We start from the raw sequence: 18,993 nt of genomic DNA, 5'->3' as shown, positions 1-18,993 counted from the left end.
TTGTCACAAATTTAGTAAATATTTGTGACAAATTACTGATTGTGAATTATTGTTTATTGAGCCATGTATGCGAGATAGAGAAGGTTATAATGCTAAGTTGTTTTTAACGAATAATTGTATCATTTGAAACACCAATAATACAAGAAGCAATTTTATTGTCAATCTCATCCACAATGGTACTATTATCAATCATCTCATTTAATAACTCAATATCAATATTCATTTTTTTATAATCACTTTTTAAAGATGAGAGATTAAGGACTGTCTTTTTTCTTTTATTTGATTCTCTTTTTTCATCAATATAAGGTTGAAATATTTCAATCCATTCTTCTGCTAATCTTTCGTAGTCAACAGCATCTTTAGAATTTGGTTTCAATAAATTCAACATAACTTGCATAGACTGTTTTAAACTTTGATTTGTATTACTTTCTTTTGTTTTAAGTTTTCTTTCAAGGATACATTCTGCAACTTCTAATGCTCTTTTCTTCTTAGGAGGTAATAATTCACGTTCTTTTTGTTTAAACAAATTGATGAATCTATGTAGTGAGTTATCATCCCATTTTAATTTTATGGAATCCTTACTTATAGAATTTCTTAATGAGTTACAAACATCAGGAAAATCAGTATGTATATTTTCATTTTCATCAATAAAGTACCATCTTGGACTTTTATTTTTATCTCCTTTTAAAGCTATAAAACACCAATCTTTTTCACTACCTACAAAACTTACTCTTGTCTTAACTTCAGATGAAACATCTTTAAACTCATCATATAGTTCTTCGGTGATTAAGGCATTTTTTCCTTCTTTTAGGTCTATAACAGATTGAAAACTATTATGAATTCCTGACCAAGACTCATCTTTATCTATAAAATCTTTGTATTCTTTAATTAGTGAATCTGTTGAATCTGTTTGAGAAAAGTGTTTTTCTTTTAATACTTTAGGAATTTCAAAATTTGAGCCAAATATATCTTCAACAATATCATTTGTCTGAATTAATCTGCTGTCTGTTTTTAACGAATATTCTTCTGAATCATCAGGCCAATAAATTTCAATTTCTTTATGTAAACTGTCCATTCTGTCAACTCTACCAATCCTTTGTTCTACAATTCTTAAAACACTTGGCAAATCTAACAAAACAACTGATGAAGCTTTTTGAAGGTCAATACTTTCAGACATTTTATCCGAACATAAAGCAATACAATTTTCAGTCGATTCTGATTGTAAATTGAAAAGTTCCATAACCTTTTTACTATCATTATCCTTTTCACTACCTGATGCTACTAATAGTTTTTGGTTAGGATATTTTTCTTGAAAAAGTTTTTTAAAATAGTATAGCGTAATTACTGTACTATCAAAAGCTAAAATATTCTGATGTTTTTTTGAAAGTTTTATCAGTTCTTCAACTTTACCCCATTCTCTTTGCTCTGAAAGTTTTTTAGCTAAAGAACTTATCTTTTTATATGTTATCAATTCTTGCTTACAGATATTTATGTATTCGTCTTTATTTATTAGCCAACTTGGGAACAATTCTTTTGTAAATACTCTGTTTCTTGTTGGAAGTTTATTGGACTCAATTAAAGAAGTTATAGTTTTTATTTTATTTCCTGTGTGATTATTTTTCCCATTGAATTTAAAATATTCCATAGCTTTTTGAGACCCCTCAATATGTTCAACTAATGCAATATGAGATGAGCGTAAAGCTGCTCTAATCATATAGGTTGATAAAGCTTTTCCTGCACCAATTCGCTTCTTTATATATCCCTCAAGACTTTCTTGTTTATTAATCTCAAATTTTGGTTTATGAAATTGAGTTAAATAGGTTACACCTTTTAGATTTGAAATCAAATGATTAATTTGATTGACTATTTCTTTGTCTGCTTCTGTTTCTTTTGTTTTATATGTTTTCTCTTTTTGAGTAGGGAACTTACACGTTTTATTTAATTTGTTTTTGTAACTTTCCTCGTCTTTTTCTATTTCTTTATTTAGACTTTTCTTGGTTCGCCTAACAGTAAATTTGCTGATAAAATTTCTTAAATTTTGAATATCCTCATCATTTGTTTTTAAGTAGGGTGTATTTATGAGTGTTTTATATCTTTCAAAATCGCTATCGCTCAAATTGTCAATATCTAATAATTCTATTAATTTGAGTAAATCCTCAACTTTCTTACTAATTGGTGTTGCTGTAACTAATATTTTATAATCAGCCCTATTTGATTTGATTAATCCTGTACGATTAGATGTAGGCGATAGATAATTGTGAGCTTCGTCAATAGTCAAAATATTTGCAAGACTTAAATGCTTTACTATTCTATTTTTATTTTGAGAACTTGAATGGCTTAATAATCCCATTGAGATTTGAGAATTATCTATTTTATTCAATTCAAGAAATTCATTTTCCCATTTTGATACAACTAAAGGTGGACAAATAATTAAGGAGTTTGTTTTATAATTTTTTCCTATTTCAAAAAGCCAATGTTTTAGTGACAAGATCAATGATGTACACAATTTTGTTTTTCCTGCTCCCGTTGGGTCTGCTATTAGAACATTAGATTGTGTTTGAAGTATCGAAACAGCTTGTGTGATTCCTTTCCATTGTGTTGGCCATAATTTTGTCTGTTCAAGTTTCGTTAGAATAGCTTTGTAATCATTCAACCAATTTCCTTCAAGAATTTCTGCAATCGCTCTTGCAAGTGCTTCTTCCCATGTTACTTCTTTGATGAGTTCCAGAAGCAACTCTTTCATTTTATCATTATAAGAAATAGCATCTTCGTAATAACTTTCAGCAATTAATTTTATCGCCTCATATTGCTCATTTTGTGTTTGCCCAAAATTTTTATCAACTCTTATATTGGCTTCTTCTTGAAAATTTAACCCATTCTTACTGAAATTAGATGAACCTAATACTGCACTATCATTGCCGACATAAATTTTGGCATGGAGTTTATCTTTGTATCTAAATTCTATCTTTCCCGTATCTATTTTGTCAATCAGATTTATGATGGCACCACCAAGCATTATTGACAATCCTTTTTTTAACCAATAATCTTTGATTTCCCTATCTAACTTAAGCTTAACATATTTTTTTCTACCTCTAATATTAGGTTCAAAACCAATCAATATCCTTACCTTGTTTAGACTATGAAAATCTTTACTACCAAATAGGTCAACAAGATTTGAAAGTGAGGTAAAGCCAGTAACAATAATATATTCCGTACTATTTTCTATATCCTTGTAAACAATGGATTCTACGGTTCTTCTGTATGATCTTAGATTAAGTGGAAACAAATTTTGTTCAGGCCACTTATAAGCATCAAAATCAAAAGTAGTTTGTAATCCGTTTAATATGTGATTATTATTGTTCAAGAATTATCTGTAAATGACAATTCCCAAATTTAGTTAAAAAGTAATACTATTGAAAGCCATCTTTTTGATTCTTAATTTTTTAGGATTGGAAGGATTAAAAAAATAGGGTGAAGACTCTACCTTCACCCCTAAAAACTATAAAAGTTTTATCGGGGCTTGTGTGTGATAGCTACCAAAATATGCTATAAATTATGGCTTTTAAGAGTGTACTCAATTTCTTGAGTACGTTGCCCCAAATATTTTAATAAACACTATGACCCCGTTTAGTGTTTAGTTCTTTTCCTAAATCATTTTCTTTCCAACTGTAGAACCAATCAGAAGTGTAGCTTGCTATTTTTTCAATTAAAGTATCTTTATCAGTAAGACTTGTACCCGCATCAAAAAACTTTATTTTATCTAAAATTCGTCGTCTAAAGTTTTTTACTTCTGCATCCGTACTTCCCACGTATGGACAAGTAAGCACGTCTATCAATAAGAAAATGTCTTCTGCATTATTCTTTTCAAAGTTATTAAATTTTTCAATAATTATATTCTGTATGTCTTTTCTTATTTCATTGTATTTTTGATTAGAATCCACATTTATGTAGTTTAATAAAGAAATAATTGTGAAGTAATTTAAACTACCATTTAGAGTTTTGGTATTTTGGCTATCTAACTGAAAAACTCTGAAATGTTTATTGATTAAATCCTCTTCAAAACGATAATTTTCTCCTAATTCATTGATAATGGGCAATAAATATAGAGTTTCTACTTCCGCATATTCAGATGAAAGACTTTTTTGAAATACTAATGAAATACCATCGTATATTTTTTTGAAGATGTTATGTTTTTTGTCGAAATCAAATGCTATGTAATTTAGTTCTTCCAAACTTGCATTTGGAACTCTAACCAAATAACTCTGTTTTGTACGCTCTTGATTTTTAATGAAGTCAATAATTCTGAATAATATATGACAAACTTTTATTGAATAGGTCACTCTCGGAAGAACGGAATAAATGAAAAAAGTCAATTCAATTATTTCGTTAATATTTTTAAATAATTGATTATGAAATGATTTTAACTTCTTTTCTTGCTCCTTTATTTCTTCCAGTATTTCGTCTAATTTTTCTTGATATTTCGGTTTATCATTTTGCCCTACATTATTTAATTGTGTTTCTGCTTCACGTTTTTGAGCATATAAATGAAGTAAGGATTCTTGTTCATCTTGTATTTTCTTTATTAAACCCTTGAGTTTATTGAAAATTATTGCCAAGAAATAATTTTGTAGGTCTTTGTAACTTGTTTCAGTTTTGGATAAAACAGCTTTATAGTTGGTAATAATATCTTTAGCTGAATAATATTTTAATCCTATTTGATTTTTAATTTCAGAATTATAAAACTGAAATATCATTGAATGCTCGATCAATTTTCTGATTTCTTCTTTTGCAACTGTAATATTTGTTATAATTGGTTTAGGAAGAATTTTAGTTTTTGAGTCGTTAAAAAACAAGTTATATTCTTGTAATTTAATTTTATATAAGTTTAAAATTTCTGATTTAATTTTATCATCATTGTAAAAAACAAAGAAATCATCCACATACCTGTAAACATCATAATCATCTTTATATCTATATCCTTTTCGGTATAGTTCTTTTTCAACATTCTTATCTATTTTTTGTAAAATTAATTCAGCAAATATTCTTGAAAATTCTGGACCAATTACAATACCATTTGTTTCATTGTAGTTCATTTGTTGCATCACTCTATCAAACTTACCACCAAATGAATCTTTGTTTGTACCCAAGTTATCCTTAACAATTTTTTTATTAGATAAGGCCCACGAAAGAGTATGCGTATAAATACTATCAAAACATCTTGAAACATCAAACTTCATCAAATTATCAAATCGTTTTTCTGCTCTTTGATATTCGTATGACTCATAAAACTCATAAATATTGCTGTATTTCTGATAGGAAAAGAATGTTTTTAAACTTGTGTATTCTTTATCTGTAGTTTCAATTATCTCAATATCCTGATTTTTAGATTTCTTCTTTTTATTGGTGTTATCTTTATAGTATTTTAATGATGAAACTTTACTTGGTTTTCGTAAAGAAAACCTACTTAGCCTTGTGTTATAGAGAATAGTATTTTTATACTTATCATAAAATTCAACCAAATAAAGTTGATTTACTGGATGGATTACAGTCAATTCTCTGTAATCATTATCTTTATGTGTTATCTTGAATTTAAACGGAATCGTTAGAAAGAGTTTCTCATTAAAAGTTTTTTCATTAAAATTGAAAGAATCAAACTCTGCATTGTTTGTGAAGTTTACATTCTTATCAATTCCAAAAAGTATTTGAATCAATTTTTTTAATATCCCCGTAGGGTCTTTTTTGAATTGGATTGACCTATTATTTTCATTAAGAACTACTTTATTTTTTACCAAAAAATTGTAAAAATGCCTATTTGAAAAAAACGGAGGAACTTCATAAGGCAATATGTCTGAAAGAACAACTCTTTCTTTCTTGTATCCGATATTACGTCCTGTTTTTCTTCTCATCTTTTCCAAATTGAATTAATCTCTGCAATTCCAAATTGCAATATTCCCTTATTATTCTGATTATTTACATTATTCCGTTTTCTGTTATGGCTCTTATATTTTTTATTTTTTAATGGTAATATTTGAAATGTTTTCTTCCTAAATCCTTCAATGAAAGAATATTTCAGAATTATATGTTTTTCTTCGGTTGTAAATCCAGCTCTGTCTATATGCCATTTGAGTCTTTTTTGCAGTTTTTCAAGAGACACATCACTATTCAAAAAGGGATTGGAATAATGAATTCCAACAAAAACTTTATCCTTATTATTTCTCAATTTTGTATTTGAAGTGAGGTAATTGATTCGAGCAGATAATAATTTAAAAGCATTTTTTCTATTGTGCTTCTTTTTCTTTTCAAAATGCAGAAATGATAATTTAATTTTCTTGAAATATTTATTGATTTTGTTATCTGAAAGTCTTACGCTTAAGTGTTTACTGTCTATTTTTTCATTAGATTTATAACTAATTATACTTCCTATCTCATATCCCAAATACTGGATTGTTTTAGGGACGTAATTTGGTTGATTGTCATTAAATCTTAAATCGAAAATTCCTTCTAAAAGATTATATTCATCTGTTTTTTTGACATTCAAAACAAGTCCTTCACTTATTATTAAATTTGTTATTTTGGTTTTATAACCAGTTAATTGCGTTGAATCGGTATTTTTCGATTTAGGCACAAAAATGGCAATTATATCATCTACATATCTTGCATAGTAAACTAAATCATCAAGTTCTCGAATCTTATTATCAATACTTCTCATAAATAGTTCTGACAAATAGGCACTAATCCCAACACCTCTCGGAACACCTTTAGCTGTTTCCGGGTTGGTTTGACCTGTTAGATTATTATAGCTTGTAAAAATCTGACTGATAAACTTTTTCGTTTTTATGCTTAACAAATAATCATTATTGATTTTATCCAATAATTTCTTTTGAGGAATTGATTCATAAAAACCTTTAATATCAGTACGAATAACATATTTGGGAAAATTGTCTTCCAATAGGTTTAATAGTTCACTAAGTATTGCATACCTTGATGATTGTTTTACATTATAAGTCTTGTTTATGTTATCCTGAATTTTTTTCGATATAAAGAAATTCTGAACATTTTTTTCAAATACATAACTCTGTCCACCATAATAACCTCCCAATTCCAAATTAATAGTATGTGTATTAATCCCATTAGCTATTTTATCCAAAACATCGGAAACAAGTGCATCTCTTTCTTTTTTTAATTTTTTCTTTTCAGCATAAAGCAACTTTTTTGCATCAAAATCTTTTTCTTGCTGTATTTGTTTTCTAAGGCTTTTTAATTCGCCAACTTTTGCCAAGGAATCAACAAAATCGTGTTTGTATTTTTCCTCAACATTAATTCCTTTTCGATTCTCTTTATCAAAAATTTCTTGAAATGACTTGGCGGAGAAAGACTGGTCTAACATTGAATAAGATTTTAACTAAGAAATCACTTTATTTGTAGCATTCTATAGCTAAATATAGCTATAAGAATATAAGATTGTCTGAAAATAGAAATTTTTTGATTATAATGTTTACGGTTTCCCATATTGTCACAAAAAAATTCCCGACCTCCATGCAAAAACAGAAGCCGGGAATCGGTCCACAGAAAACCAAAAACAAGGAAAGATCAACAAATAAAAATTACCACCAAAACGGCCATGATAATAGTCCCGGCCATCATCCCCAACAAAAAACAAGTAGAAGGCAACCGAAGCCAATCCGTAACTTTAAGATCGTTAACGTCCGTATCAGAATCTTTATGAGTAAAATCTTTACACATAGCTAATCACTGGAAACCCCTATATGTTCTTCTAAAATTTCTTCCATACATTCTATCTCCTCAAAAGGAAATAGTTGCAGGGCATGTTCCAGCGCGGTTTGTATATTGATATGCGGTTGTGGAATAAGATCAGAAAATTTACCGTCGGCATATTCTAAAGCGATGATACAGACCTTTATAATCCCGACAGCATCATAAAGCACATCTGCGGGACCATTAACCAAAAAATCTGCTTTATAATACAGCTTACCTGAGTTCAGTTTATTTAGCTTCATTTCTGTCAGCCTTTGGATTTTTTCCTTGATTTTATGATTGCCTTTGAGGGATATGGACGAATTTTCCTTTTTCTTTTCAGCAGCTTCGTTTTTACAGGCTTCCCATTTGGTGTTGAATAGTTCTTTAACAATAGCTAGTTGTGCTTCTGATTTTGTATATATCTTATCTTTTTGCTCGGGGGAAATTTGGTAATTTGTGCCATAGCGTACACCTTTATAAGCATCGTCCAATAGCTGTAAAAGGGCTGTTTCCTCTTCCGGATGAAACAATGCGCCCAGTTCCGGGATAAAAGCCCTGATGTATTTTTGATGATTGGCAATGCTATGACAAACCTTTTCTTTGCCTATGGCCAGCAATTCTGTAAGACGGTAAGCCAATTCTATCGATTGGTGCAGCATAAAGGCTGCTTGTGTATAGTTACTCTTTTTAATATAGAATAATGCACCTTCTTTAAAGTCGACAGCTTTGCTGTATTCCTTTTGGAAACGGTCTTTGGCTACTTCGAGCGCTTTTTGCATATCCATACCCTCGGTAAGTGTAGGGAGGTGTTGGCCGGGAATGCTGTATTTAAGGTTTTCGGGTTTGCAGGCATCGATAAAAAAGAGATTGCCTTCCCGAAGTTGCCGCTCTGCAAACGAGAGGGCATAAGTGCGGAATAAAACATCGGTATGTTCCTGGAATACCCGGTGTACTAATGGCGCCAGATCATCCGACAGTCCGGAACTGCCTTCCTTCCAAAGTATGAGTAAAAGCGGTTTTTCTTCACCTTTTACCTGTACTTTAGAAAGATAGATATACTGTACCTCCAAAAGATTTACAATTTTATCGATAATTTGTTGTACGGATAATTTCATGGTCATGAATTTATCAGTTTGACGATCTTTGGTCTTGGCACAAGTGCTTTTACCTTTTCCCGGAATGCCATACGTTCCCATACCGTACAGCCTTCCTCAGAGCATACTTTTTCGAAGTTATCCAGTCTGGAGACTAAAAAGGAAACCGTATCAAAGGGGATGTCTACTTCATCGATGTCATTATATTTGCTGTTTATGCGCAACAGTGAATACCTGACATTCGTATAGCTTTTGGAGAAAATAGCCCATTCAAAATATCTTATGATGGCAATGGGCTCCTGGCTGTTTATCAGTTTTTTGATCTTTTCACTTTCCATTGGTAGTACTTTTAAGATTAATGAAAATGTGTAGAGGTAGTAGAGATGTGAGTGTAGTATTTTAAAGAAAGGGAGGAAGGCCCTCCTCCCTTTCATACTACCCCAAAATAACAGAACAAAACTGCCCTGTTATGCTTTAAGATGCGAAAACTCCAAAGATGAGATAGAAACTTTTGCTTTAGAGAAGAAGAGTTGACGTAAAAAATAGGCGTAGAACTCAGCTTATCCAAGTAGAGGTACTGGCATACCCGCAAACGAATAAGTGAGCCTACGCCCGGGTCGTAGGCCATTTCACTTATGGTCTCGTTTGCATGAAAAGTGCCAGTTTTCTACTTGAGACTCTAAGCGAAGGCTTCTAATATTTTGCTATATGAAGACTCGCAAATATATGTTATTCGATTCCAAATATAAGAAAATATTTTAATAATGGTGATTTATCACCATTGAAATTTAATAGAAAAATGCAAAATTGGTCTACTAACAATTTATCATGGACATTAAGGAATTACGAAAAATTTACATGAAGGAATTCTCCAAAAACTTAATTGCAATTAGGGAGAAAAAATATGGGACTCAAAAAGATCTGGCAACTTCTTCTGATTTTGATTCCAGTAACTATAACAAATACGAATTGGGAGAGGGGAATCCGACAATAGAAACCTTGTTAAAAATAGCTTATACCTTGGATGTGGACCCAAAAGACCTTCTTGATTTCGACTTCGATATTAAAAAATACAAATTGGATATATAAAGGTATATCTCATAATCAATTAGCCCTTTCTTTCTCCTCCTCATTCCCAAAAGCCCTTTGCTTTACGTTGGTGTTATTGTTGCCAAAAGTATAGATCAGTGAAAAACGGAAAAAACGGTTGCTGTTATCTTCATAATACGACTGTTGTATACCGTTTACCACAGAGTTGTATTCCCGTAATTGCGACCTGTTGAAAACATCATTGAATAGCAATGCCAGTTGTAGTTTGTCATCAAACATACTTTGTTTAACACTTATATTAAGACTGGACATCGGTTTTCCGATTTCGTACAATCCATACTTAAAAGGCGTACTGTACCAATAATCCAGTTGCAATTTGGTGGATTTTCCCAGGGAAATGGTATTGTTGGTGGAAAAATAGAACTGTACACCATCGGACGACCTGGCGTCGAGAATGGGGTATAAATCCGTTTTATAAGCTATTACATTGATCGCATTCCGGTTCTGCCAGAACGAAGCAATATCAGCGATATAGCTTTCAGACCATCCGAACTGGTATTGTTTGTAATAATTCTCCCGGGTAATGATCTGTATATTTTCTTCGGGAATTGCCGTAAAAACAGTTCCAAACCCGTCTGTGGAGATATTCAGGGACAGGTTGGTCCTTAATTTGCCTTTATACATATGCGTAAATTCAAAATTATTGCTGAAAGAGGGTTGTAAAAACGGATTGCCTTCAGCATAACTGTTACTGCTTATATAAAAACGGAAAGGGTTGAGCATCCAGAATCCCGGCCGGTTTATCCGTTTTCCGTAATTCAGGGAATACATATGATTCTCATTTTTTTGATAGGAAACATAAAAGGAGGGAAACAGTTTTAAGTAATCATTTTTATTGTATTGATCCAAAGTTTCTGAAACTCCTTCGGTTTGCGTATTTTCCAGTCTAAGTCCCAGTTGCACACTCCATTTATTGCCCCAACTCTTAACCCCGTTTACATAAACGGCCTGGGTATTTTCTTTATAGTCAAACACATTAGATTGATCGGGATCTAATATTTCCTCCCTTGTTCCGGTATTAAAAAATTGTACATCTGCACCGGTATCTGTAAAACTGAATTTTGCGCCGTAAGACAGGTTTAGAAAGTTGAGCGGATGTTCCATATCCACTTTATAGCTGAAGTTATCAATGGCCATATCCGATGTATTCCTGGCAGACATGTTAACATTTAAAAACTCCATCTCAGGTGTAAAAGTTTCGGCCAGAAAACGATTATCCCTTTCTGCATTGTAATTGAAATAATCGAAATCGAAAGAGATCTTTCTCCCTAAAGTGTCCAGTTTCGCTATCAAGTGTGCATTATACGTATTGCTCTTTGTACTTCTGTCATTATACCCCGTGTTGATGAGTAGAGAATCCAATGTTCCGGAAGGGTTATGGATCCCTATAGTCGTGGTCACGTCCTCGTCAGGATCGCTATAATCTCCCATATATTGCCCCCCTACACTGATATTGTCCGAAATATCATAATCTAGGGTAATGCGCCCGGATATATTATCCCTTTGCCCTTTTGAATGGTAATCTGTTTTCCATATACCATCCGGGTAGAAGGTCCTTATTTTTTGCTTTACCCTGAAATCTCCCGTTCTCCCTCCGACCCCAGCGGAAAACCAAAGTTTGTCCTTGTTGTAGTAAAAATTGTTCCGTATTGAAAAAATACTGTAGGTGTTTTGGTCGTAAGCAGTGGTAAGGGTGTTCTTCCAGGAATTGGCAACCCCTTTCCGCAGGTTGATGTTGATAAGCCCACCACTGCCTTCGGCATCGTATTGTGCCGGTGGAGTGGTGATAATTTCTATATTCTTAATATCATCGGCAGACAGGCTGTTCAGGAAACTTATCAGTTCTTCCCCGGTCAGTTCCAGCATTCGCCCGTTTATCATTACTCGGGGTGTTCCCCTCCCGAGCATCGTTATCGAATTGTTTGCTACCATCAGTCCAGGAGCAGTGGACAAAACGTTCATGGCATTGCCACCGACAGAAGAAATACTATTTTCCACGTTGTACACCAAACGATCGGGCTTTTGTTCTATGAGCAGTCTTTGGGCCGTTATAACTACTTCGTCCAACTGACCGACGTTTTCCTGCAACTGAATTTCCCCCATTGAGATATCCTTGTTAAGCACTATTTCTTTTTTATAATCCTTATAGCCAATAAAAGATATAAGCAATACATAAACACCATTATCCGCAGTGATTTCAAAATTCCCTTTTTCATCGGTAATAGCCCCGGTTATCAGTTTTCCGTCATTATCCTGTAACACAACATTGGCATATACAACCGGACCGGTCCTGTCTTTTACATTCCCTGTTAGTGAGCTTTGGGAGAAACTGAAAAAGGGGATCAACAAAAGAAAAAATAAATGCTTGTTCATTTTCATCATTTTAAACTTTGGCACAAAAATGAACAGGAAGGATGACAAAAAAGTCCGATTATATAAAGTCGAACTCTTTTTCACAGGAAAATCAGTCCAATTTTAAGGACTACGTTTTGGAAAGGTGTTCTTTTCTGTATTGTTTTGGAGTTAGCCCGGTATTTTTTCTGAATGCCGTATAGAAAGAAGATTTCGAATTAAACCCTACGTCATAGAGAATTTCCAGAATGGTCTGATCCTTTTGACCTGGATCTTTCAAGATGGCTTTTGCATCATTTATTCTATAGGTATTGACAAAGTCAAAAAAATGCGTACCCAGATCACGGTTTATAAGAGCAGACAATTCTTTTTCCGGAATATTGATTTGTGAAGAGAGTTTTTGCAGGGTCAGGTCATCATCCAGGTAAGGTTTCTGCGTTTCCATATTGTGGAGAAGTTTTTTCATTTCTGGGGTATCTTTCCTTCCGTTTCCTGACCTGGTAACTTTTTCTTTTTTCTTTGAAGGTATTATTTCTCCCCGGAGGCCTGATGGTATCCCATGAAAAATATAAGGACGATAAAGGGCCTTTAAAACAAACCAGGATGTGATCAATAATATATTAATACTGATAACGGTATTGATGTGTACCAAAAAATCTTTATCCCCGGAATAAGGAAAGAATTGTTTTACGATCACAAAAAGATGCCCGATAACGAACAGTACGGTTACCTGGAACAGCCACTTGTAAACAGAATAATCTGCGTTGGAATAATTTTTCAGATAAATTTTTTTGTATTTGTACAACACAATAAATATCGTTATGATGTAGGCGTAGTATTGTATTTCCCCGATAATTTCAAAGATCCATATGTTTTTTCCCGAAAATGAAGTGGCCTTAAAAAAGACAATGAATATAAAGAACAAGAGGAAGTGCAAGGCGTGTTTTCGTTTTAAACCAAAATCCTTAAAACATATGGATAGTACGTAAAAATAAAACAGGGGCAATTGTAAAAAAACAGAGGCTCTTTTCAAGACATAAAGGTTCGGATAGTCTTCCCAGAGATTAATAAAAAACCCCGTTAAATCAAAAGAAGTAACGATCAGAAACAATGCGAATAACCTGTTGGACAGCCTTTTTTCAGATTTTACCGTAAACAGGTAGACCGACAGAAGCAGCATTAAAAAAACCACTATCTTTCCTATGTCACTAATCAGTTCGCTTATATTCATTCAATCTTAAAACTTATGACTTATTGCCCGGCGTTTTTTTCTATATTTTGAGGGGGTAGTACCAGTTATTTTTTTAAAAGCCGTAAAAAAGGTGGATTTCGAATTAAAGCCACTTTCATAACCGATTCCTTCAATGGTGTAATGATCGTTAGAAACCAATAAACGCTTGGCTTCTTCTATTCTGTACTCATTTATAAATTCGGTAAATGATTTTTCGAGGTTGTCATTCAGGAATTGGGATAAGGTATGCGGCGGGACGTTCAATGCCCGGGCCAGAGCGGATAGTTTTAGTTCGGGATTTTTATAAAGGCCCTGTTCTTCGATAACGACTAGTCTCCCGGATAATACAGACATAGTATCCTCATCGATTTTCCTGCCCTTGTATTTTTCTTTTTCTTGAAAGAACAGGGTATTTTTATTACTCTTAAATATCCATAACAACACGAATAGGTAAAATACAAACGAAAAAGACAGGGCTCCCACAATATAAGAGGTATAATATGAAGTCGTATAGGCCAGCCAGATCAGCGTTGTACCAATAAAAATACTCAGCACCCAGATTTCAATTTCGTTGATTTTTTGTTTGTTATACAACTTTTTAAAGGTGTCTTTCAGTTCTACCGATGATAACAGAATATAAATGAACCATTGTGCATAAATGATCTTAACTATATATGGGGACCACAGTGTTTTATAGGTCCAATACGGGTAAATCCATCCAAGGATGCCAACAGCAATTATAAAGGGAAAGATATGTATTGCCCATGAAGTATTGTTTTCCCCCGTTTGCGATCTGATATACAGATACAAAAAGGGACCTATTACAACACAGGCAGAAAGACCTATATGAATGAATACATCCGATAAATGAGGGCTGAAATAAAGGAACACAGACTTGATGATCCTTATGCTCAAAACAAAAAGCAACAAGGCCAGGAAATAGTTTGAAAATTTTTTCTTTTTTGCAATAAGAGCAAAATAAACACTTAATAAAAGGCCATTAAAGGCTCCCAGGGCACTAAAAAAGAATATAAGCTGGCTTTCCAGGTTCATCTTCCAAAGATAATATTACTGAATAAACCTGAATCTACTTTTTTGAAAAACGACTGGGTAAGTTCTGATAAAATATTTTAAATTTAATTCGATGGCCTTAAAAAATCCTATACACCCATGAGAAATTTTGTTTACAGTTTACATGATGTTTTAGGTCACCTCTTAGTTTGGTTCTTGCCCATGTCATAGGGAAGGCCCTATCCAAAAGCCCCCAAATCCTTACCGAACTAACCTATGTTGCGCGGTTATTTTTCTTCTTGTATCCATTTTTGATATTGTGTCCTCACTTCTGGGTTGTCTTCCATAAAATGATTGTAATGCCTAATGATACCTTCGTATTTTTCCTCCCAGGACTTTTTTTCTTTATGAAGATGTACCGTATAAATTAAAGAGACTAAAGTGAGGGCATATACCGTAATAAAAGAAATCACCAACCAACGGGGAAGCCGATAAGTACCCTTTACCGCTTTATACACCTCGGTTAAATTCTCGTCGTGATGCGATTGTAATTCTTGGTGTTTATTGAGGTGCTCTTTTAATAGGTGTTTCACTTCCGTAGCATCTGCCTTGACTTTGATATCCCTTAGGTATTCCGACAGCCCTTCCAGGCGGTCAATGGACACATTAAACCCGTGGATTTCCTCGGTTAACAGTTCTGCGATTTCTTCTAATTTTCCCATAACGTTTGTTTTTAATATCCAATTCCGAAACCTGTATCCATAGCCCTTTTGGCGATTTGTTTTGCCAGCTCTTTAGCAATTTTGACCGTAATATTACTGCTTAGTTCTACGGCTTTACCCAAGAGGTTAACCTGGTTGTTCTGTATCAGTTTTTGGCCGAACCGTTGGTTCCGGGAAATGGCCATGGCCAGTTTTCCCCCGGATATATCCCGGTGCACTTCGCTTCCCTTCAGGTTATAAGATTTGTACTGAAATCGGAACCCCTGTAACTGGTCGGATTTATTGATATAAGGGGTCACTTTGACCTGATTTTGTTGCATGAGTTGGATATACTGGTCAAAGTCCTGGGGACGCTGTTCCCGCATTACCATTTCATGGATGGTTTTGATTTCATGCCGGATGTGCTTTAATGCCATGGTCTTTTCCTCCTGCACCTCCCGGACGGTAGTGAGTTGTAATTGTTGTGCTGTCCGTTCGGCGGCCTGCTGGCTTCGCTTACCGATATAGTTGTCTTTATAAGCCTTGCCTTGAAAATCAATCCGATTCACATACAGGTGAATATGGGTGTGTGCCTTGTCCCGATGTACAAAGGCAATGGCCTGTCGTTCTCCCAATTCCATTTCTTTCATAAAGGTGTCGGTAAGTTCTTCCAGGTCTTCCCGGCTAAGGCTTCGGCTATCCTCGATAGTAGGGCTAAGTATGAAACTCAGGGTGTTCTTTTCACATCGGACATTCATATCTTGTATCATTTTAAACTCTTTGGTGATTTCTTTTGGGTTTTCCCCACAAAGGTTTTGGGTATAGACGATTTCGGCATTCTTTTCCTGGTTCCATCCGTATTGCATGGAAGCCTGCGTATGTGCTATGGCCTGTCCTTTACCGATCATTTTTTAAAATTATAGAGGTGTGTTTTTATCTCCTGGGCCAACTGGAGCACTTCATCGGCCAATTTTGGGTTTCGTTTGCGGAACATATTACTGATGCGTTTAAAATTGTTGTGGTACTGTACTAGCATTTTATAGGCCTCCAGTTGTTCTTCGGTTAACCGTTCTACAATGCGATCTTCCATAACGGCCTTTCTGCAATATGCGCTTATACTCAAACCGGCTCTTTTGGCTTTAATACGCAACAGCTTTTTTTCAAACTGGGAACAACGAAACTTGATATACGTACTTTTGTTATGTTGGCTTTTTTGTACCAATGGAATGTGTGAAATAATTTAGGTTCAGCTTACTTTCTTGAAATGTCTAAAACCTTTCTTTGCGACCGCCGGGAGCAAAGCGAGATTGTTTTTGTGGTAACAAAAACACATCTCGAAATTCTTACTCAGACGGATAGTCGCAGTTGAGCTGTCTGCTTTTAGAGTTTTTTGTTTTTGAGGACATAGGAGAGCGCTTCATCCTTTGTTTCCTGCCTAGATTTCCTGTGGTTTCTCAACAGCCAGTTTTCGAGTTTTTCTCTTTCAAAGAAGATCACTTTACCGTTGGGTTTGGAAAAAGGGATTTTATGTTCTGAAGTTAATTTATAGAGATAGCTCTTTGAAATACCTGTATAATCACAGGCTTCCTCAAAGGTTAACACTCTTTTGTTGGCTTTAAGAAGTCTTTCAATACGTTCGAGACGTTCTTCGATTTTTAGATTGTCCATTTCGATTTAAGTTTAAATTGATAATGAACAAAGGCCTTTGTTTTCTTTTTGCAGAATTCTTGAAAACAAAATTATGACATAAGGCAATCGGATTGGTAAAAACCAAAATAAACAAGTAAAAACAATTAAAATCAAAGAGGTCTGTCAATGCCTAATATTTTGGGGATATCAATACTTTCTTTAGCATAAAGTTTATTCTTCTCTTTCAGGCTGTTTTTATGGTCGTTAAAAGTATTGTCCTTAAGAGCATTGATACTTCTGTTGTGGGAGATGATATTTTTGCTGTAAATCTTTTTTACGTCCTCTTCATCCCAAATCCCAATATCGGCGATTTGAAAAAGAATTCTTCCGACGTCTATTTTCTTGCTGGCCTCGGAGATCAGGCCGCCATCTTCTATATTTGCCAGGTTTAATTCTAAAAGATTTTTTAGGTCATTTTCCAGGGTATCAGAACCATTGGGAGAACTAAACCATTTTTTTAGGAAGTTTATAAGGATTTCCATTTGGTTTATGTTCAAAACGGAATCGGAAGTATTGGGGAGCTTTACTGTTTCTTTAGCGTGTTTCCTTTTGTATTGCTTATAGCCTAATATGATAAAATAGCTAAAGAGAAAAAGCAGTAAAACAAGTAACACAATGGTTCTCCACCAAACAGACATAAAGTCCAGGTTAAAAACACTATATCCGAGAAGAATCAGGGTTGATATAATCCAAATAACTATGAACTGTTTAGCCCTTCTGCTTGAAACGGAATTCATCCTTTTCTCTATCCGGTGTATTTTTTCATAAAAGGAATTAAACACATTATTAAATTTTAAGTTCAGGTATAATATTCGCCGCCTCCTTCATTTTAGTGTCAACAATCTTGGCGTAGATTTCAGTAGTTCTCAATTCCCGGTGACCGAGAATTTTGGATACGGTGTATATGTCTGCACCGTGTTCCAGGAGCAGTACGGCACAGGTATGCCGGGCACTATGGAAAGTAATATGTTTGGTAATACCGGCCCGCATACACCAGCGTAATATTTCCGCATTAAAATGAGCACCGTATTTAAGGCCTGTAAATACCCGCTCACTTCCATTTCCACGTTTACCGAGCAGGTCTCTTGCCTGGTCGGAAATATAAAGATACTCCAAACCTTCGGTTTTTTTCTGCCTGAACACGATTCGGGAGCTGTCATCTTCATCCCGGATTTCGGACCAGGTTAGTTTATTGATGTCGCTCCACCTTAACCCGGTAAGGCAGCTAAAAATAAATGCTGATTTCAAAACAGGGTATTTACATTTTGCCCTGGTTAAAGCCTGTAATTCGGAATAGGTAAGGTATTCCCTCTGAGATTCTCCCTGCTCAAAACCTTTAACGCTCTTGATAATATTTTTATCGAGATAATCTTCTTCAAAAGCGGTACGTAGGCAGGCTTTGAATTTATTGAAATAGGTGTATTTGGAATTTTGTGATAGGGGAGTACCACCTTTTGTTTTGGCTTTAGTGTTCAAGTACCTTTTAAAACCCTTGACGAAATTCTCATCTATATCCGCAAAGGTGATAGCTGGCGGACAGTATTTTTCGATGTGCTTTAGAGCTGCATCCCAATTATCGTAGTTCCCCTTGCTTTCGTATCGTTCCTCCTTTAATCTGTCGTAATATTCCAGAAAGTTAGTTTTGGCTTTTCTGTCATTTTTGATATTGTATTTTCCCTGGATATAATCCGCTTTGCGCAGGGTTAATATCTGTTCGGCTAATTCTAAGGCCTCTTTATTCTCTTTTTTTTCTTCAGCGGTTTTTGGGTCTTGATGCAGGTGTTGTTTCAGGTATTCAAATTCCCGCAGGTGTTTTTTTCTTCCGTCATTGTCAATATACGAGCCTTTATAATATTCAATATAAAGGCTGATCTTGCCACTATTGAGTTTTTTCTTTTTTAAACTTATTTTCATTTCGAGGTGTAATTTGGTACACCTCGTTGTGGATTTTATAGGATGAGGTGTACTATAGGTGTAACAAACATAAGGAAATGTATTGAGAAGTGAAAATAAAAATAGAGTTATTTAATTGATAGTCAATTAATAA

General features: G+C 34.2%; 15 protein-coding genes. 1 reads left to right on the top strand and 14 read right to left on the bottom strand.

Features of this window, described 5'->3' with window-relative positions; genetic code table 11:
* Nucleotides 1-103: 103 nt before the first annotated feature.
* From ACVBDU_RS06140 to ACVBDU_RS06120, 5 genes are all read right to left on the bottom strand, one after another.
* Nucleotides 104-3,364, bottom strand: a complete 3,261-nt coding sequence (locus ACVBDU_RS06140) for an SNF2-related protein (RefSeq protein ID WP_447178880.1) — start codon at nt 3,362-3,364, stop codon at nt 104-106.
* Nucleotides 3,365-3,605: 241 nt separating this feature from the next.
* Nucleotides 3,606-5,906 carry an antiviral reverse transcriptase Drt3b gene (gene drt3b, locus ACVBDU_RS06135; protein ID WP_447178879.1) on the bottom strand — a complete coding sequence of 767 codons (2,301 nt, stop codon included), beginning with the start codon at nt 5,904-5,906 and terminating at the stop codon, nt 3,606-3,608.
* A complete protein-coding gene (drt3a, locus tag ACVBDU_RS06130; protein WP_447178878.1) occupies nt 5,903-7,387 on the bottom strand; it encodes an antiviral reverse transcriptase Drt3a in 1,485 nt (494 codons plus the stop codon). Before drt3a ends, drt3b begins: the two co-directional genes overlap by 4 nt.
* A gap of 358 nt (nt 7,388-7,745) precedes the next feature.
* Nucleotides 7,746-8,873: a HEPN domain-containing protein gene (locus ACVBDU_RS06125; RefSeq protein ID WP_447178877.1), complete on the bottom strand. Its 1,128-nt coding sequence runs from the start codon at nt 8,871-8,873 to the stop codon at nt 7,746-7,748.
* Nucleotides 8,874-8,875: 2 nt separating this feature from the next.
* A complete protein-coding gene (locus ACVBDU_RS06120; RefSeq protein ID WP_447178876.1) occupies nt 8,876-9,190 on the bottom strand; it encodes a hypothetical protein in 315 nt (104 codons plus the stop codon).
* A gap of 490 nt (nt 9,191-9,680) precedes the next feature.
* On the opposite strand from ACVBDU_RS06120, the gene ACVBDU_RS06115 reads away from it, so the two are divergent.
* Complete coding sequence (locus tag ACVBDU_RS06115) at nt 9,681-9,941, top strand: helix-turn-helix domain-containing protein (protein ID WP_447178875.1); 261 nt, start codon at nt 9,681-9,683, stop codon at nt 9,939-9,941.
* Nucleotides 9,942-9,956: 15 nt separating this feature from the next.
* Here the strand turns inward: ACVBDU_RS06115 and ACVBDU_RS06110 are convergent, their stop codons facing one another.
* The 9 genes from ACVBDU_RS06110 to ACVBDU_RS06070 form a co-directional block, all read right to left on the bottom strand.
* Nucleotides 9,957-12,335: a TonB-dependent receptor gene (locus ACVBDU_RS06110; RefSeq protein WP_447178874.1), complete on the bottom strand. Its 2,379-nt coding sequence runs from the start codon at nt 12,333-12,335 to the stop codon at nt 9,957-9,959.
* Between the two features lie 109 nt (nt 12,336-12,444).
* Nucleotides 12,445-13,545: a helix-turn-helix domain-containing protein gene (locus tag ACVBDU_RS06105; protein ID WP_447178873.1), complete on the bottom strand. Its 1,101-nt coding sequence runs from the start codon at nt 13,543-13,545 to the stop codon at nt 12,445-12,447.
* A 6-nt stretch (nt 13,546-13,551) separates the two neighbouring features.
* Nucleotides 13,552-14,598, bottom strand: a complete 1,047-nt coding sequence (locus ACVBDU_RS06100; protein WP_447178872.1) for a helix-turn-helix domain-containing protein — start codon at nt 14,596-14,598, stop codon at nt 13,552-13,554.
* Between the two features lie 245 nt (nt 14,599-14,843).
* Nucleotides 14,844-15,278: a DUF6730 family protein gene (locus ACVBDU_RS06095; RefSeq protein WP_447178871.1), complete on the bottom strand. Its 435-nt coding sequence runs from the start codon at nt 15,276-15,278 to the stop codon at nt 14,844-14,846.
* A gap of 11 nt (nt 15,279-15,289) precedes the next feature.
* Nucleotides 15,290-16,165, bottom strand: a complete 876-nt coding sequence (locus tag ACVBDU_RS06090; protein ID WP_447178870.1) for a relaxase/mobilization nuclease domain-containing protein — start codon at nt 16,163-16,165, stop codon at nt 15,290-15,292.
* Nucleotides 16,162-16,479 (bottom strand): mobilization protein MbpA, encoded by a 318-nt coding sequence (gene mbpA, locus ACVBDU_RS06085; RefSeq protein WP_447178869.1) that lies wholly within the window; start codon nt 16,477-16,479, stop codon nt 16,162-16,164. The genes ACVBDU_RS06090 and mbpA overlap by 4 nt, the downstream gene beginning before the upstream one ends.
* A 158-nt stretch (nt 16,480-16,637) precedes the next feature.
* Complete coding sequence (locus ACVBDU_RS06080; protein ID WP_447178868.1) at nt 16,638-16,925, bottom strand: helix-turn-helix transcriptional regulator; 288 nt, start codon at nt 16,923-16,925, stop codon at nt 16,638-16,640.
* 131 nt (nt 16,926-17,056) lie between these two features.
* Nucleotides 17,057-17,428 (bottom strand): hypothetical protein, encoded by a 372-nt coding sequence (locus ACVBDU_RS06075; RefSeq protein WP_447178867.1) that lies wholly within the window; start codon nt 17,426-17,428, stop codon nt 17,057-17,059.
* A gap of 304 nt (nt 17,429-17,732) precedes the next feature.
* On the bottom strand, nt 17,733-18,860 hold the full coding sequence (locus ACVBDU_RS06070) for a tyrosine-type recombinase/integrase (protein ID WP_447178866.1): 1,128 nt from the start codon (nt 18,858-18,860) through the stop codon (nt 17,733-17,735).
* Nucleotides 18,861-18,993 lie beyond the last annotated feature (133 nt).

The sequence above is a fragment of the Sinomicrobium endophyticum genome (assembly GCF_052983315.1).
Note: the sequence above shows the minus strand (reverse complement) of the source record. Positions and strands in the feature narration are given on the sequence as shown.

Coding starts and splice junctions, on each gene's coding strand:
- drt3b (WP_447178879.1), bottom strand. CDS start 5,906: ATGAGAAGAAAAACAGGACGTAATATCGGATACAAGAAAGAAAGAGTT.
- drt3a (WP_447178878.1), bottom strand. CDS start 7,387: ATGTTAGACCAGTCTTTCTCCGCCAAGTCATTTCAAGAAATTTTTGAT.
- ACVBDU_RS06125 (WP_447178877.1), bottom strand. CDS start 8,873: ATGAAATTATCCGTACAACAAATTATCGATAAAATTGTAAATCTTTTG.
- ACVBDU_RS06120 (WP_447178876.1), bottom strand. CDS start 9,190: ATGGAAAGTGAAAAGATCAAAAAACTGATAAACAGCCAGGAGCCCATT.
- ACVBDU_RS06115 (WP_447178875.1), top strand. CDS start 9,681: ATGGACATTAAGGAATTACGAAAAATTTACATGAAGGAATTCTCCAAA.
- ACVBDU_RS06110 (WP_447178874.1), bottom strand. CDS start 12,335: ATGAACAAGCATTTATTTTTTCTTTTGTTGATCCCCTTTTTCAGTTTC.
- ACVBDU_RS06105 (WP_447178873.1), bottom strand. CDS start 13,545: ATGAATATAAGCGAACTGATTAGTGACATAGGAAAGATAGTGGTTTTT.
- ACVBDU_RS06100 (WP_447178872.1), bottom strand. CDS start 14,598: ATGAACCTGGAAAGCCAGCTTATATTCTTTTTTAGTGCCCTGGGAGCC.
- ACVBDU_RS06095 (WP_447178871.1), bottom strand. CDS start 15,278: ATGGGAAAATTAGAAGAAATCGCAGAACTGTTAACCGAGGAAATCCAC.
- ACVBDU_RS06090 (WP_447178870.1), bottom strand. CDS start 16,165: ATGATCGGTAAAGGACAGGCCATAGCACATACGCAGGCTTCCATGCAA.
- ACVBDU_RS06080 (WP_447178868.1), bottom strand. CDS start 16,925: ATGGACAATCTAAAAATCGAAGAACGTCTCGAACGTATTGAAAGACTT.
- ACVBDU_RS06075 (WP_447178867.1), bottom strand. CDS start 17,428: ATGGAAATCCTTATAAACTTCCTAAAAAAATGGTTTAGTTCTCCCAAT.
- ACVBDU_RS06070 (WP_447178866.1), bottom strand. CDS start 18,860: ATGAAAATAAGTTTAAAAAAGAAAAAACTCAATAGTGGCAAGATCAGC.